The organism is Streptomyces sp. NPDC053427, from assembly GCF_044544985.1.
GTDB lineage: Bacteria > Actinomycetota > Actinomycetes > Streptomycetales > Streptomycetaceae > Streptomyces.
Map to the genome: position 1 here is coordinate 141181 of NZ_JBITYA010000004.1, position 14056 is coordinate 155236.

General features: G+C 70.8%; 15 protein-coding genes. 5 read left to right on the plus strand and 10 right to left on the minus strand.

Translation table 11 applies throughout. The features are described from left to right. Positions 1-65: 65 nt before the first annotated feature. Positions 66-665 carry a dihydrofolate reductase family protein gene (locus ACIGWZ_RS12330; RefSeq protein WP_400063523.1) on the plus strand — a complete coding sequence of 200 codons (600 nt, stop codon included), beginning with the start codon at positions 66-68 and terminating at the stop codon, positions 663-665. A gap of 196 nt (positions 666-861) precedes the next feature. On the opposite strand, the gene ACIGWZ_RS12335 is transcribed toward ACIGWZ_RS12330, so the two are convergent. After that, positions 862-1821, minus strand: a complete 960-nt coding sequence (locus ACIGWZ_RS12335; protein ID WP_400063525.1) for a LysR substrate-binding domain-containing protein — start codon at positions 1819-1821, stop codon at positions 862-864. A gap of 156 nt (positions 1822-1977) precedes the next feature. Between ACIGWZ_RS12335 and ACIGWZ_RS12340 the strand changes: the two genes are divergently transcribed. Then, positions 1978-2532 (plus strand): peroxiredoxin, encoded by a 555-nt coding sequence (locus ACIGWZ_RS12340; RefSeq protein ID WP_400063527.1) that lies wholly within the window; start codon positions 1978-1980, stop codon positions 2530-2532. A 30-nt stretch (positions 2533-2562) separates the two neighbouring features. Beyond that, complete coding sequence (locus ACIGWZ_RS12345; protein ID WP_400063529.1) at positions 2563-3096, plus strand: alkyl hydroperoxide reductase; 534 nt, start codon at positions 2563-2565, stop codon at positions 3094-3096. 92 nt (positions 3097-3188) lie between these two features. On the opposite strand, the gene ACIGWZ_RS12350 is transcribed toward ACIGWZ_RS12345, so the two are convergent. The 4 genes from ACIGWZ_RS12350 to ACIGWZ_RS12365 form a co-directional block, all read right to left on the minus strand. Next, positions 3189-4682: an AI-2E family transporter gene (locus ACIGWZ_RS12350; protein WP_400063531.1), complete on the minus strand. Its 1494-nt coding sequence runs from the start codon at positions 4680-4682 to the stop codon at positions 3189-3191. 186 nt (positions 4683-4868) lie between these two features. Next, positions 4869-5564 carry a transglycosylase SLT domain-containing protein gene (locus tag ACIGWZ_RS12355; RefSeq protein WP_400063533.1) on the minus strand — a complete coding sequence of 232 codons (696 nt, stop codon included), beginning with the start codon at positions 5562-5564 and terminating at the stop codon, positions 4869-4871. A 409-nt stretch (positions 5565-5973) separates the two neighbouring features. After that, on the minus strand, positions 5974-7296 hold the full coding sequence (locus ACIGWZ_RS12360) for a PhoH family protein (protein WP_400063535.1): 1323 nt from the start codon (positions 7294-7296) through the stop codon (positions 5974-5976). An 840-nt stretch (positions 7297-8136) separates the two neighbouring features. Further along, positions 8137-8934, minus strand: coding sequence for an isoprenyl transferase (locus ACIGWZ_RS12365; RefSeq protein WP_400063537.1), 798 nt, complete (start codon positions 8932-8934; stop codon positions 8137-8139). Between the two features lie 124 nt (positions 8935-9058). On the opposite strand from ACIGWZ_RS12365, the gene mgrA reads away from it, so the two are divergent. Next, positions 9059-10096 carry an L-glyceraldehyde 3-phosphate reductase gene (gene mgrA / locus ACIGWZ_RS12370; protein ID WP_400063538.1) on the plus strand — a complete coding sequence of 346 codons (1038 nt, stop codon included), beginning with the start codon at positions 9059-9061 and terminating at the stop codon, positions 10094-10096. A 257-nt stretch (positions 10097-10353) separates the two neighbouring features. Here mgrA and ACIGWZ_RS12375 read toward each other — a convergent pair whose 3' ends face one another. Then, positions 10354-11091, minus strand: a complete 738-nt coding sequence (locus ACIGWZ_RS12375) for a prepilin peptidase (RefSeq protein WP_400063540.1) — start codon at positions 11089-11091, stop codon at positions 10354-10356. A gap of 75 nt (positions 11092-11166) precedes the next feature. Between ACIGWZ_RS12375 and ACIGWZ_RS12380 the strand changes: the two genes are divergently transcribed. Further along, positions 11167-11547, plus strand: a complete 381-nt coding sequence (locus tag ACIGWZ_RS12380) for a DUF192 domain-containing protein (RefSeq protein WP_400063542.1) — start codon at positions 11167-11169, stop codon at positions 11545-11547. Between the two features lie 149 nt (positions 11548-11696). Here the strand turns inward: ACIGWZ_RS12380 and ACIGWZ_RS12385 are convergent, their stop codons facing one another. From ACIGWZ_RS12385 to ACIGWZ_RS12400, 4 genes are all read right to left on the minus strand, one after another. Further along, positions 11697-12311 (minus strand): OmpA family protein, encoded by a 615-nt coding sequence (locus ACIGWZ_RS12385; RefSeq protein ID WP_400063544.1) that lies wholly within the window; start codon positions 12309-12311, stop codon positions 11697-11699. Between the two features lie 8 nt (positions 12312-12319). Continuing rightward, complete coding sequence (locus ACIGWZ_RS12390) at positions 12320-12901, minus strand: hypothetical protein (RefSeq protein ID WP_400063546.1); 582 nt, start codon at positions 12899-12901, stop codon at positions 12320-12322. Positions 12902-12989: 88 nt separating this feature from the next. Next, positions 12990-13631 (minus strand): pilus assembly protein TadG-related protein, encoded by a 642-nt coding sequence (locus tag ACIGWZ_RS12395; RefSeq protein ID WP_400063548.1) that lies wholly within the window; start codon positions 13629-13631, stop codon positions 12990-12992. An 8-nt stretch (positions 13632-13639) separates the two neighbouring features. Further along, positions 13640-13801, minus strand: coding sequence for a Flp family type IVb pilin (locus ACIGWZ_RS12400; protein ID WP_046930826.1), 162 nt, complete (start codon positions 13799-13801; stop codon positions 13640-13642). Positions 13802-14056: the final 255 nt, after the last annotated feature.

A 14056-nucleotide genomic window follows, 5' to 3' on the forward strand; every position in this document is an offset into this window, starting at 1 on the left:
CCGGAGCGAGCGGCGCCTGGGCGATCATGGTGCGCCAGGCCTTTCCCTCCTCTAGGAGCAGCCCCGTGCGCAAGCTCGTCTACTGCATCGCCGCCACCCTCGACGGCTTCATCGCCGGCCCCGACGGCGCGGACCCCACCGGCCCCGACGGCTTCTGGCCGATCCCCGGGGACTACCTCGAGCACCTCACCACCGAACTCCCCGAAATCCTCCCCGCCCAGGCCCGCGCGGCTCTCGGCATCACCGCCGAAGGCACCCGCTTCGACACCGTCCTCGAAGGCCGCAAGTCCTACGACATCGGCCTCCGGGCCGGCTTCACCGACTGCTACCCCCACCTGCGCCACCTGGTCTTCTCCCGCACCCTGACGGAAAGCCCGGACCCGGCCGTGGAACTCGTCGCCACCGACCCGGCCGCGCGGGTGCGGGAACTGAAGCAGGAGCCCGGCAAGGACATCTGGCTCCTGGGCGGCAGCACCCTGGCCGGCGCCCTCTACCAGGAGATCGACCAACTCCTCATCAAGCAGGGCCCGTTGACCATAGGAAGCGGCATCCCCCTCTTCTCCCCCACCACCGCATTCGACCCCCGCAGCTGGGAGCTGACCGCCCACAGTGTCCTCAAGAGCGGCGCGGCGTTCCTGACCTATGACCGCCCGGCCGCCGCATAGCGCAAAGGACTCGGATGCGCCCCCGCACCACCCCGACCCTGCCGGACGACGTCGGTCGGCCGAGGGAACGGGTGCCGGGGGCGCGGTGCGAGGTGGTGGCGGGGGAGATCTGCGTGACGCCGTTGGCGGATGGGGCTCATGCGTGCGTACTCACCGACCTCGTGCGTCTCCTCATGGAGGCAGGGCCGACCACCCCTCACCCCTCCACAACGCGCACCGGCAACAACCGCATCGCCTCCCGCAACGCCCCCGCGAACTCCTCGAATTCCGCCTGGCGGGCCGTGCCCGTCCGCATGACGAGGGCGATCCGCCGCGACGGCTGCGGGTCCGCGAAATAGCCGGTCGTCAGCAGGTCGTTGCGGGCCGTCTCCACCCGTAGCGCCGTACGCGGCAGCAGCGTCACCCCGAGTCCGCCGGCCACCAGCTGGACCAGCGTCGACAGCCCGGCCGCGCTCGTGGTCACCGGGGCGCCCTCCTCGCGGCCCGCCTCGCGGCAGATGTCCAGCGCCTGGTCGCGCAGGCAGTGCCCCTCGTCCAGCAGCAGCAGATCGAGTTCCTTCAGCGCGCCCCGCGGTATGTCGGCGCGCCCGCCCAGCCAGTGCTCCTTGGGGGCGACCAGGACGAAGTCCTCGTCGAAGAGGGGGAGTTCGGTGACGTTGGGGACGCCCAGGGGGACGGCGAGGAGAAGCAGGTCGAGGCGGCCCTGGGTGAGGCCTTCGAGCAGCGAGGCGGTCTGTTCCTCGTGCACCTGGAGGTCGAGGTCCGGGTACGAGCCGTGGGTGAGCCGCAGGACCGTCGGCAGGAGGTAGGGGGCGACGGTGGGGATGACGCCCAGGCGCAGGACGCCGGTGAAGGGGGCGCGGGCCGCCTCGGCCTCCTCCATCAGGTCGCCGACGGCCTCCAGGACCGTCCGGGCGCGGGCCGCGACCCGCTCCCCCGCGGGCGAGAGCAGCACCCTGCGCGTCGTACGCTCCAGAAGCTGCACGCCGAGCGCCTCCTCCAGCGCGGAGACCGCGCCGGACAGGGCGGGCTGGCTCATGCCGATCTCGGCGGCCGCCTCGCGGAAATGCAGATGCTCGGCCACCGCCGCGAACGCCCGCAGCTGGGCCAGGCTGGGCTGGCGGGGCCGGCCGCCGCCGCTCGCCGGTGAAGCCACTGATAACCACCTCCGATCAACATCAACCAGTCTAGCTATTTCCCTGATCAATGGCTCCTGTGGCACTGTGTGACCCGTCCAAGCCCCAAGGAAAGCCGCCCAGACCCCCAAAAGGGGCAGTTGGCGTTGGCTTTTCCCCCGCTGCAAGGAGAGCGCGTGCTCACTGTTGGTGACAAGTTCCCCGAGTTCGACCTGACCGCCTGCGTCTCGCTCGAGTCCGGCAAGGAGTTCGAGCAGATCAACCACAAGACCTACGAGGGCAAGTGGAAGATCGTCTTCGCGTGGCCCAAGGACTTCACCTTCGTGTGCCCCACCGAGATCGCCGCCTTCGGCAAGCTGAACGAGGAGTTCGCCGACCGCGACGCGCAGATCCTCGGCTTCTCCGGTGACTCCGAGTTCGTGCACCACGCCTGGCGCAAGGACCACCCGGACCTGACCGACCTGCCCTTCCCGATGCTCGCCGACTCCAAGCACGAGCTCATGCGCGACCTGGGCATCGAGGGCGAGGACGGCTTCGCGCAGCGCGCCGTCTTCATCGTCGACCAGAACAACGAGATCCAGTTCACGATGGTGACCGCCGGCTCCGTCGGCCGTAACCCCAAGGAGGTCCTGCGGGTCCTGGACGCCCTGCAGACCGACGAGCTGTGCCCCTGCAACTGGTCGAAGGGCGAGGACACCCTCGACCCGGTCGCGCTCCTCTCCGGCGAGTGAACTGACCTCTGAACGGAAGGCTGATCCGACATGGCTCTCGATGAGCTCAAGTCCGCCGTACCGGACTACGCCAAGGACCTGAAGCTGAACCTCGGTTCGGTCATCGGCAACAGCGACCTGCCGCAGCAGCAGCTGTGGGGCACGGTGCTGGCCTGCGCGATCGCCTCGCGGTCGCCGAAGGTGCTGCGCGAGCTGGAGCCCGAGGCGAAGGCGAAGCTCTCCGCCGAGGCGTACACGGCGGCCAAGTCCGCCGCCGCCGTCATGGCGATGAACAACGTCTTCTACCGCACCCGGCACCTGCTGTCGGACCCGGAGTACGGCAACCTCCGTGCCGGTCTGCGGATGAACGTCATCGGCAACCCGGGCGTGGAGAAGGTCGACTTCGAGCTGTGGTCGCTGGCCGTCTCGGCCATCAACGGCTGCGGCATGTGCCTGGACTCGCACGAGCAGGTGCTCCGCAAGGCCGGCGTGGACCGCGAGACGATCCAGGAGGCCGTCAAGATCGCCTCCGTCCTGCAGGCCGTGGGCGCCACGCTGGACGCCGAGGAGGCGCTGGCGGAGTAATCCCCCGGCACCCCCCACAACGTCGGAACCCCGCAGATTCCTCTGCGGGGTTCCGTGCGTTGTTGCGGGGCTCCGTGCGTCGGGGTGCCGCCCTACTCGTCGGCCCCCGCGCGGCTCTTCGCGGGCGCCGCCCCGAGCGCGGTCGCCCCGTGCGGCGCCGGCATCATCCGTAGCGCCTGCTCCTTGGAGTACGCGCGGAGGTAGCCGACGACCGCGTTGGTGACGGCCACCAGGGGGACGGCGACCACCGCGCCGCCGATGCCCGCGACCAGGCTGCCGCAGGCCACCGAGAGGATCACGGCGAGCGGGTGGACCCGTACCGCGCGGCCCAGGATGAACGGCTGCAGGACATGGCCCTCGAGCTGATTGACGGCCAGGACGATCGCCAGCACGATCAGGGCCGTGAACACGCTCTGCGTGACCAGCGCGATCAGGCAGGCCAGCGCGCCGGAGATCACCGCGCCGACCAGCGGGATGAAGGCGAACAGGAAGATGAAGACGGCGAGCGGGACGGCCAGCGGGACGTCCAGGATCCACAGGCCGGTGCCGATGAATATCGCGTCGATCAGGGCGACTATCACCGTGCCGCGGACGTAGGCCGTCAGCGTCCGCCAGGCCCGCGGCCCGGCACCCGCCACGCCCTCGCGGGCCGCGCCCGGTACGAGCTTGAGCACCCAGGTCCAGATACGGCGGCCGTCGTAGAGCAGGAACAGCGTGGTGAACATCGCCAGCAGGATGCCGGTGAACACCTCGAGGATGACGGTGACGCCCTCCAGGCCGGCCGAGGTGATCGCCTCGGTGTTGGCGCCGATCGCGTCCTGCAGATTCTTGGCGATGTGGTTGATCTGACTCTCGGTCACATGGAACGGGCTCTTCAGCAGCCAGCCCTTGAGCTCGGTGATGCCCTCCTGGATGCGGCTGGACACCGAGTCGATGTTGTCCTGGACCTGCCAGACCACGAACCAGCCGACCAGGCCCATGACGACGAAGCCGCCGATGAAGGTGAGCGCCGTGGCCAGCCCGCGCGCCAGCCCGCGGTTGCGCAGCCACGCCACGGTGGGCTGGAGGAGCGCGGTGATCAGCAGGGCCGCGGTGAAGGACAGCACGACCAGTTCGATGGAGGTGATGATCTGCGCCAGCACCCACAGCGTCCCGGCCAGGACGAGCAGCCGCCAGCCGACCTCGGCCGCGACGCGGACGCCCCACGGCACCGCCGCGACGGGATCCGGACGGGCCGCGACGGCGGGCGCGTAGGAGGGCGGCGCGGGGACGGAGTCGGGCGGGAGGCCGGCGGACGCGCCGTCCGCCCTCGGCACGCCGTCGACCGCGCCCGGGACGTCGGGGGCGGCGGTACGGGTGGCGCCGAGCGGTCCGGCCGAGCCGACGCCGACCATCACCGGCTCGGCGTCCGGTGCGTAGGAGGGCCGTGCGGGGACGCCGTCGGGCGTGTACTCGGCACGCCTCAGCTCTTCCGGGTCGCCCTCCGCCGCCGCGGCCTCCGCCCGGCGGCGCTGCTCCTCGAGCCGCTGGGCGAGCCGTGTCAGACCGGCGCCGAGGCCGCCGACCCACTGAGGCAATCTGGACATGTCGCTTCCTCTTCCCCTCCCCTACGCCACATCTGACGGCACGACGTTACCTGTGCCGGGGCGCGCCGGCGTCGAGGGGACAGGAAGGCCGGTCGACGCGGATAAGCGAAACCCCCGACGCGGACGCAGTCGGGGGTTTCGTGAGTACTGAGCGCCGCCGGGATGACCGGTGGCTGCCGGTACGGCCTAGTACCAGCTGTTGGCCTGCCAGAACGACCAGGCACCGCAGGGGCTGCCGTAGCGGTCGTTCATGTAGTTCAGGCCCCACTTGATCTGGGTCGCCGGGTTGGTCTGCCAGTCGGAACCGGCCGACGACATCTTCGAGCCCGGCAGGGCCTGGACCAGTCCGTATGCACCGGAGGAGGCGTTGGTGGCGCGATAGTTCCAGCCGGACTCGTGGTCCACTATGTTGCTGAAGCACTGGAACTGGTCGCTGGCCATCATGCTGCGTGCGAGCGACTGCGTCTCGGCGACGGTGTACGAGCTCTTGCCGAGCAGGTCGCTGACGTCGCGCTCCGCGGAGCGGGACGCTGCCAGCTCCTTCTTCTTGCGCGCCTCGGCGTCCTTCTTCGCCTTTGCCTCGTCCGCCGCGTCCTTCTTGGACTGCGCGGTCTCCGCGGCTGCCTTACGGGCGGCCTCCTGCGCCGACTTCAGGGCTGCCGCGTCCGCCTGGGTGGATGCGTCGTCCGCCTGCTGCGTCAGGGAAGCCGTCTGCACCTGGGCCTGTGCGCCCGCGGGGATGTCTGCGATCGTCGCATCGGCGGCGGTTGCTTCGGCGTTGACCGAGGCGGGCTGCCCTGCGGCGACGCCGACGACGGCGCCGACGGTGGTGACCGCGGTGGCGGATGCCACGGCGAATCCCCGGACCGAGATCCGGCTCACACGTTTTCCTTCCAGCATCGCCCGCATAGGTGACCTCGCGGACGCAATCGTGCCCCTGGCGCTGGTCTCCCCTTGTTCCGGACCCAGTTGAGCGGGCGGGACCGGCTGGTCACGGGAGGCACTGGCCCGGTACGTCCCCCTCGGGGGTCCGCGTGGTGCTCGGGCGGCATACGGCGACTCGCTATGAAGTTCGGTTGTTCCGCACCTCTGAGGATGCTGGTGGTGCCGTATGCGGGGCCTGACAGGACCCAGACTCTGCCCGAACGGGGCGCCGCGAATCAATTCCCGGCCGGGTGTGAAAGCTCACACCTCGTTTACGCCCCAGTATTTTCGGATATCCCCGCGCACACGCACGCCGCCCGGCTAAGCTCCTTCGCTTCTCCCGGGCGGCGCGGTGGTTCACATCGGGTCAGATCCTGCCGTCCTCCAGCATTTCGGTCACCAGTGCGGCGATCGGCGACCGCTCGGAGCGGTTGAGGGTGATGTGGGCGAAGAGCGGATGCCCCTTCAGCTTCTCGACGACGGCGACCACCCCGTCGTACCGCCCGACCCGCAGATTGTCCCGTTGTGCGACGTCATGCGTCAGGACGACGCGGGAGTTGGCGCCGATACGGGACAGAACCGTCAAAAGGACGTTTCGCTCCAGGGACTGGGCCTCGTCGACGATGACGAACGCGTCGTGCAGCGACCGTCCGCGGATGTGCGTGAGCGGCAGCACCTCCAACATGCCGCGCCCCACCACCTCTTCGATGACCTCCTTGCTGGTCACCGCGGAGAGGGTGTCGAAGACGGCCTGCGCCCAGGGGCTCATCTTCTCGGCCTCGCTGCCCGGCAGATAGCCCAGCTCCTGCCCGCCGACCGCGTACAGCGGCCGGAAGACCATCACCTTGCGGTGCTGCTGGCGCTCCAGCACGGCCTCCAGGCCCGCGCACAGCGCCAGCGCCGACTTGCCCGTACCAGCCCGGCCGCCCATCGAGACGATCCCGACGTCGGGGTCCAGCAGCAGGTCCAGGGCGATCCGCTGCTCGGCGCTGCGGCCGTGGATCCCGAACGCCTCCCGGTCGCCGCGCACCAGTCGGACCCCGCCGTCCGCCGTGACCCGGCCGAGCGCCCGGCCGCGTTCGGACTGCAGGACCAGTCCGGTATGCACCGGAAATTCCTCGGCGCCCGGTACGTCGGCGGACTCGGCGGCGAACAGGTCGTCCACCTGGTCCGCGGAGACGGCCAGTTCGGCCATGCCCGTCCAGCCGGATTCGGTGATCGCCAGCTCGGCGCGGTACTCCTCGGCCAGCAGACCCACCGACGACGCCTTGATACGCAGCGGGAGGTCCTTCGAGACGACCGTGACGTCGTACCCCTCGGCCTGCAGATTGCGGGCCACCGCGAGGATCCGGGAGTCGTTGTCGCCGAGGCGGAAACCGGCGGGCAGGATGCCGGGGTCGGAGTGGTTCAGCTCGACCCGGAGGCTGCCGCCGAGCCCGCCGATGGGGATGGGGGCGTCCAGCCTTCCGTACTGGACCCGGTACTCGTCCAGCAGCCGGAGCGCCTGCCGGGCGAAGTAGCCGAGTTCGGGATGGTGCCTCTTGGCCTCCAGCTCCGTGACGACGACGACCGGAAGGACGACTTCGTGCTCCTCGAAGCGGGACATGGCGCCCGGATCCGCCAAAAGGACACTGGTGTCGAGGACGTAGGTGCGCCGGCCGTTCTCACGGCGCTTGTTGCTGTTCACCACGGGTGGACGAACCCCCTCGGATGAGGTCGGGGTGCGACGGCGTCGCGGGGGACGGGACCGGGTTCAGGCCACGATGCACGGGCCGAACTCCGGCCCTCCGCGTCGTCCGTGCGGTACGCACGATCGTCCGTGATGTGCAAAGGGCCTCCCGGGCGGACGACCCCATGCCGTCCGCTGAGATGCGGCGCCCGATGTCTTGTTCCGGACGCCGACCTGCAAGGGATATTCCCTCGAAGCCCCGCCCCCATGCCACGGCATATGACACACGGTTGATGAACCTTTGGTTACGGCCTCCGGGCACACGCGACGGGTTGCCGCCTCCGGGCACACGCGCCGGGTTGCGGCCTCCGGGCACACGCGACGGTGCGGCACGCCGCGCTGCGCCTCGCCTCGCCTATCGGGCGGAGGGCTGGGGGCGGAGGGCTGGGGGCCCGGGGCCGAGGGCCCAGGGGGCCTGGGGCCCGGGGGGGGCCTGGGGCCCGGGGGGGGCCTGGGGCCCGGGGGGGGCCTGGGGCCCGGGGGGGGGCCTGGGGCCCGGGGGGGGCCTGGGCGGCGCGGGCCCGGGCGGCAGGGCTTGGGGCCCGGGTGGGGCCGGGACTTGGGGCCCGGCGAACGCGGGGAACCCGGGGACGCGGGTACCAGGGAACGCCGGAACCGGGGAACGCCGGAACCGGGGAACGCCGGAACCGGGGAACGCGGGAATCGGGGAACGCTGGGAACCCGGGACCCCGAGAACCCGGGAAACCCACCCGGGAATGCCCCACCGACCCGCTGCGTTGTGGCCCCGCAGGGGGGCCGTGCGTCCCCTACGGGATCTGTTCGGCCGTCCCCTAGGAGCCGTCAGAAGCCGTAACGGCGATGGCGGGCCGCGTAGTCGCGCAGCGCACGCAGGAAGTCGACCTTGCGGAAGGCCGGCCAGAAGACCTCGCAGAAGTAGTACTCCGAATGGGCGCTCTGCCAGAGCATGAAGCCCGACAGCCGCTGCTCGCCGCTGGTACGGATCACCAGGTCCGGGTCGGGCTGGCCGCGGGTGTAGAGGTGCTCGGAGATCAGGTCGATGTCGACGGTCTCGGCGAGCTCCTGGAAGGACGTGCCGCGCTCGGCGTGGTCCAGCAGCAGCGAGCGCACCGCGTCGGCGATCTCCTGGCGGCCGCCGTAGCCGACCGCGACATTCACCAGGATGCCCTTGTTCTCGAGGGTGGCCTGTTCGGCCTCCTTGAGCACCGCCTGCGTGCCCTCCGGCAGGAGATCGCGATTGCCGACGTGGTGCACCCGCCAGCGACCGTCCGCGGCCAGATCGCGCACGGTGTTCTCGATGATGCCCAGCAGCGGGGTCAGCTCGGACTCGGGCCGGTCGAGGTTGTCCGTCGACAGCAGCCAGAGTGTGACGACCTCCACATCGGTCTCCGCGCACCATCCCAGCAGCTCGCTGATCTTGGCCGCGCCCGCCTGGTGGCCCTGCTCGGTGGTCCGCCCGTCGGCCCGCGCCCAGCGTCGGTTGCCGTCCAGGATGACGCCGATGTGCTTGGGCACCTGGGCGTGGTCGAGGCGGCCCTCCACCCGGCGCGCGTACAGCCGGTAGACCAGATTGCGCAGTGCGGGCGGATAAGGGATGCGCACCCCGGAAGATCGCGTCATATGTGGTCCAGCCCCTCCGTGCCGAAATGGCCCTCGCCCCGTCGCCTCAAGTGGGCAACTTTACTTCTCGGGTGTGTCGAAGGCCCAATCAGGTGTGTCACAAGTACGTGATAGGGAGATGAGCATGACTGGCACAACTGACTACCGCGCCGTGGATTCGCGCTACGACTCCATGGAGTACCGGCGCACCGGCCGCAGCGGTCTGAAACTCCCCGCCATCTCCCTCGGACTGTGGCACAACTTCGGGGACGACCGCACCCTGACCTCGCAGCGGGCGATCCTGCGCCGCGCCTTCGACCTGGGCATCACCCACTTCGACCTGGCCAACAACTACGGCCCGCCACCCGGGTCCGCCGAGCTGAACTTCGGGAAGATCTTCGCGCAGGACTTCCGGCCCTACCGCGACGAGATGATTCTCTCCACGAAGGCCGGATATCTCATGCACCCCGGCCCCTACGGCGAATGGGGTTCACGGAAATATCTCCTCTCGTCGTTGGATGCGTCACTGAAGCGGATGGGTGTCGATTACGTCGATATCTTCTACTCGCACCGTTTCGATCCCCACACCCCGCTCGAGGAGACCATGGGCGCGCTGGCGTCCGCGGTCCACCAGGGCAAGGCGCTGTACGCCGGCGTGTCGTCCTACAGCGCCGAGCAGACCCGCGAGGCGGCCGGCATCTTGCGCCAGATGGGTGTCCCGGCGCTGATCCACCAGCCCTCGTACTCGATGATCAACCGCTGGACCGAGGACGACGGCCTGCTGGACGCCCTCGAGGCCGAGGGCATGGGCTGCATCTCCTTCGCGCCGCTGGCGCAGGGCATGCTCACCGACAAGTACCTGCACGGCATTCCCGAGGGCTCGCGCGCCTCCCAGGGCAAGTCCCTGGACCCGGATCTGCTGTCCGAGGACGTCGTGGGGCGCCTGCGCGGCCTCAACGACATCGCCGCCCGGCGCGGCCAGTCGCTGGCGCAGCTCGCCCTGCGCTGGGTGCTGCGCGACGAGCGGATGACCTCCGCGCTGATCGGCGCCAGCAGCGTGACCCAGTTGGAGGCCAATGTCGCGGCCCTCGACGGCCCCGGGCTCACGGATGCGGAACTGGCCGAGATCGACCGGTTCGCGACGTCGACGGAGGGCGTGAACATCTGGGCCAGGCGGGGCTAGCACCGTCTGCAGTGAGGGACCGGGGCAGGAGCCGTGGACTGCGTCGGTGAGGGGCCGGGAAGCCGGAGTGCCGCCAGGGTCCGACCGGCGGCACAAAAAAGCGGGCCGGTCCGTGGGGGGGGATACGGACCGGCCCGAGGGGGGGTTTCCACCATAACCCCGACCGGGGGGTGATGTGCGCACCGCGGCGTATCCCGGCGTGGCTCGGCCCGGCGGCGGGCGGGCCGGCCGGCGGCCCCGGTCGGGCCGGGCGCCCCTCAGGCCGCCGCGACGGCCCCCAGGAGGAGGCCGCCGAACGCCCCAATGATCATGAATGGCCCCAATGGCATGACCTTCGACCCGCCCCGCCGGGCGAACATCAGCCCGACTCCGTACAGGGCACCGGCCAGCAGACCGGCCGCGCCGCCGGTGACCAGCGTGCGCCAGCCGTACCACCCAAGGGCGATCCCCAGCCCGATCGCCAGCTTGACGTCACCCAGGCCGATCCCCGCGCGGTTGACGGCGAACAGCAGGAGATAGAACCCGCCCAGCGCCAGCCCGCCCAGCAGCGCCCGCGGCCAGGCCCCGGACTCCCCCGTCAGCCCGCCGACGAGTCCCAGCGCCGCGGCCGCCGCCCCGGCGAGCGGCAGCGTCAGCACGTCCGGGAGGCGCAGCACCCGCCAGTCGACGGCCGCGAGCACGACGCCGACCGGCGCCATCACCAGCCAGACGGCGAGCTCGGGCCGCGCCCCGGTGGCCGCCGCGAGTGCCGTACAGACCAGCGCGGTGACCGTCGCCGTCCGCACCGCTCCCGGCCCGTAGGCCCCGCACCCCGGCTCCGCGCAGCGCCCCCGCCCCAGCCAGCCCCGCGCCGGCCCGCCGATCGCATGCCCACCGGGGCAGACCGCCCGCCACTCCTCCTCGGGCTCGACGGCCATCCGGTGGACGGGCCGCGGTATCAGCAACCCGGCCGCGGCCCCGTAGGCGGCGGCGAGAACCATCAGCAGCACCGACATGCGTCGACCCTAGACGGCGCTGCGCACAATGCTCGCCCTTACCCGTCCCGCACGACGGCTGATAGAACGACGGGCATGGCACGTTGGCAGAACGGCACCGGATCGCTCCACGCCGCGGGCACCGGCACCGACCTCGGCGGCGGCCTCCCGTTGGAGATCGCGGCGTCCTACCGGGCCCGCGCCCGCGGCCTGTTGGGCCGCGACGGCATCGAGGGGGCGCTGCTGCTGACCCCGGCGAGCGGGGTCCACACCTTCCGGATGCGGTTCGCGATCGATGTCGCCTATCTGAGCCGGGACTTGACCGTGCTGGCCGTCCGCACCATGCCCCCCGGCCGACTGGGCCGCCCGCGCCTGCGCGCCCGCCACATCCTGGAGGCGGAGGCGGGGGCGATGGAGAAGTGGGGGGTACGGGCGGGCCTTCGCCTCACGGTGGAGCCGACCGGTCCCGCGCGCTGACCGGCCCGGTCACCGTTGCCGCTGGATGACTGGGCCCGATGTTCGTGCGGGCCACGGCCGTGTGGCCCCTCGTCGCCGCATCGGGCGCCCGCGGCGACGGCGTTTCGGCGAAGGTACGGGCGTTGCCCACCCGGGAGCCCCGGCCCCGGTCACCCCTCGGCCCGCGGAAAACTCACCTCGACCCGGCGGTTCTTCCGGCGGCCCGTTTCGGTGGCGTTGTCGGCGATCGGGTACTGCTCGCCGTAGCCGCGGATTTCGAACGTGACCGACGAGCCAAGGGTGTCGGCCAGTTCCCGCTGGACGGCGTTGGCGCGGTTCTTGGACAGGGTCAGGCCGTGGGCCGCCGAGCCGAGGTTGTCGGTGAAGCCGAAGACGCGTAGGCGGGCGGCGTTCTGCTTCTTGACCTCGGCGGCGATGGTGTCGATCCGTGACAGCGCGTCCGGCGAGAGCTTGGCGCTGTCCTTGCCGAAGAGGACCTCCGCCTGGAGCGAGAAGGTCACGTTGTCGTTGGTGTCCTGGCGGCGCTCGGACCCGTCGTCGCTCTCCACGATGGACTTGATGTTGAGGACCTTGGAGGGGGCGAGCTTGGCGCCCTGGACCATGCGGAGGTCGGGGTCGGAGGGGTCGATGCGGACCGGGGGGCTGGAGTCCTCGTGGGTGCCGGGCGGGTCGTCCGCCATGGCCGTCGGCGTCAGCAGCGCGGCGGCGAGTATGGCGCAGGCGGCGGCCGTTACGGCCCTGGGGACGGTGCGACCTGTGGGCATGGGGTCACTCACCCGGTGATCTCGATGGCGGCGGAGGGGAAGGTCGGCAGCTGGAATTCCACATCGGTCGTGCTGGCCGGCGGCGAGGGGAACTGCATGAAGACCGGCAGGGTCTCCGCCGGCTTGATGATCCGGATGCCGGTCGTCGCCAGCGGGCGCCCCTCGGTGTCCCGCAGGACGTAGTAGCGCTTGCGTTCCTTGGCGTCGATCAGCGTCGCCCCGCCCAGGTGGTTGCCGTGCTGCTGCATCTCCGTCTCGTCGCCCCGCCAGGCCGACGACTCGCTGAACGGCTCGGAGCTGGTGTTCTTCAGGACGCCCTGCACCGTCACGAAGCCGCCGGCGTCGCGCACCGCGGAGTTGAGGGTGAGGACCATGCCTTTCTTGCCCTTGAGCACCGCGATCACCTTGGTGGAGTCCGCAGCCGGCGAGGTCGCCGGTGAACTGTGGGAACGCTTCGGCGGCTTGGGCTTGTCCGCCTCGTTCGTCGGTCCGCCGTCGCTGCCGCAGCCGACCGCGCCGAAGGCCAAGCCGGCGGCAATCACGATCGCGGCCGCCGCCTTATGGCGCTTCGCGGTGCGTCGCATGCTCATGGGCGAGATTCCTTTGCTGCTCATCGGTGCTCATTCGGCGGGAGGGCGTTCCGCGAGGTCGTTCCGCGGGGTCGTGCGGGGAGGCCGTTCATCGGGCCAGCCGGACGGCGAAGAAGTCGGAGGGCTCGGGGAAGGGGTCGAGATGCTTCGGGTCGAGGGTCCAGGGCTTTCCGTCGCAGATCAGCTCGATCTTCCCCTTGCCGGGCTCCTTCTTACCGGCCTTGCCGCCGTCGCCGCCACCGGGCTGTTGCCCGCTCTTCGCAGGCCGTACGGTGCAGCGCGGGGTGACGACGGACTTGGCGCCGGCCGATGCATGGGTCCGCTCCGTACCCGGGACGATCGAATCGCCGACCGTGCCCCGCGTCGTGACCCGGACCGCGAAGGATGTCGGCCAGGAGTCGGGGGTGCAGACGGTGACGCGGGCGTCGTTCTTCCCGGCGAACCACATGGCGTTGCGGCAGGCGGTGCCCGTGGGGACGCCCAGGGCCCTCAGCAGGTCGTCCCAGCCGTCGCCGCTCTCGACGGCCTTGTGCAGCGCGCGATACAGATCGTCGCGGTAGCTCTGGGCGGCGCCGAGCGCCGCGGCATCGGCGGCGGTCTGCGCGCTGTTGCGGGTGGCGGCGGCCTGGCCCACGGCGAAGAGGGCGAGGGCAAGGAAAAGCAGGCCCGCCACGGCCACGATGTAGAGGGGGAAGGCCTGCCCTGCGTCTCGCCGTACGCCGCGCCGCACTGTGGCAATCAGCCGGTGAGTTGCGAGATCTTCGAGGTGATGGCGTCGTAGATGGACTGGCCGATGTCCGTACCGGCGATCGCGATGACGATCGCCACGACCACCGCGATGATGCCCAGGTATTCGATCGAGGTCTGCCCCCGGTCGTTCCCCAAAAACCGCTTCGCCATCGTCTTCCCCTCCATGGGCGGCCGGCCCGCTCTGGTCCGGCTGGTCTGCCCCCGTGGTGCCGGCGCGCCGGTGCGCGCTCAGGACACGTGAAAAGTACGCCGGAACAGCGTTCCCGGAACAGGGAATCCGAACCACTTCCTGTGTGAGGAAGATGAACGGGCGGTGCAACGGCGCGTTTCGGACAGTCAACCGCACCTCGGCCACCCCCGCTCCCCCTCCGGGCTCATCCGGCACTCCGACACCATGTGGACCGG

Excerpts from the sequence above, each read along its gene's own strand:
- ACIGWZ_RS12350 (WP_400063531.1), bottom strand. The coding sequence starts at position 4,682 with ATGTCCAGATTGCCTCAGTGGGTCGGCGGCCTCGGCGCCGGTCTGACA.
- ACIGWZ_RS12400 (WP_046930826.1), bottom strand. The coding sequence starts at position 13,801 with ATGGCGAAGCGGTTTTTGGGGAACGACCGGGGGCAGACCTCGATCGAA.
- ACIGWZ_RS12380 (WP_400063542.1), top strand. The coding sequence starts at position 11,167 with ATGGCACGTTGGCAGAACGGCACCGGATCGCTCCACGCCGCGGGCACC.
- ACIGWZ_RS12390 (WP_400063546.1), bottom strand. The coding sequence starts at position 12,901 with ATGAGCATGCGACGCACCGCGAAGCGCCATAAGGCGGCGGCCGCGATC.
- ACIGWZ_RS12385 (WP_400063544.1), bottom strand. The coding sequence starts at position 12,311 with ATGCCCACAGGTCGCACCGTCCCCAGGGCCGTAACGGCCGCCGCCTGC.
- ACIGWZ_RS12375 (WP_400063540.1), bottom strand. The coding sequence starts at position 11,091 with ATGTCGGTGCTGCTGATGGTTCTCGCCGCCGCCTACGGGGCCGCGGCC.
- ACIGWZ_RS12365 (WP_400063537.1), bottom strand. The coding sequence starts at position 8,934 with ATGACGCGATCTTCCGGGGTGCGCATCCCTTATCCGCCCGCACTGCGC.
- mgrA (WP_400063538.1), top strand. The coding sequence starts at position 9,059 with ATGACTGGCACAACTGACTACCGCGCCGTGGATTCGCGCTACGACTCC.
- ACIGWZ_RS12345 (WP_400063529.1), top strand. The coding sequence starts at position 2,563 with ATGGCTCTCGATGAGCTCAAGTCCGCCGTACCGGACTACGCCAAGGAC.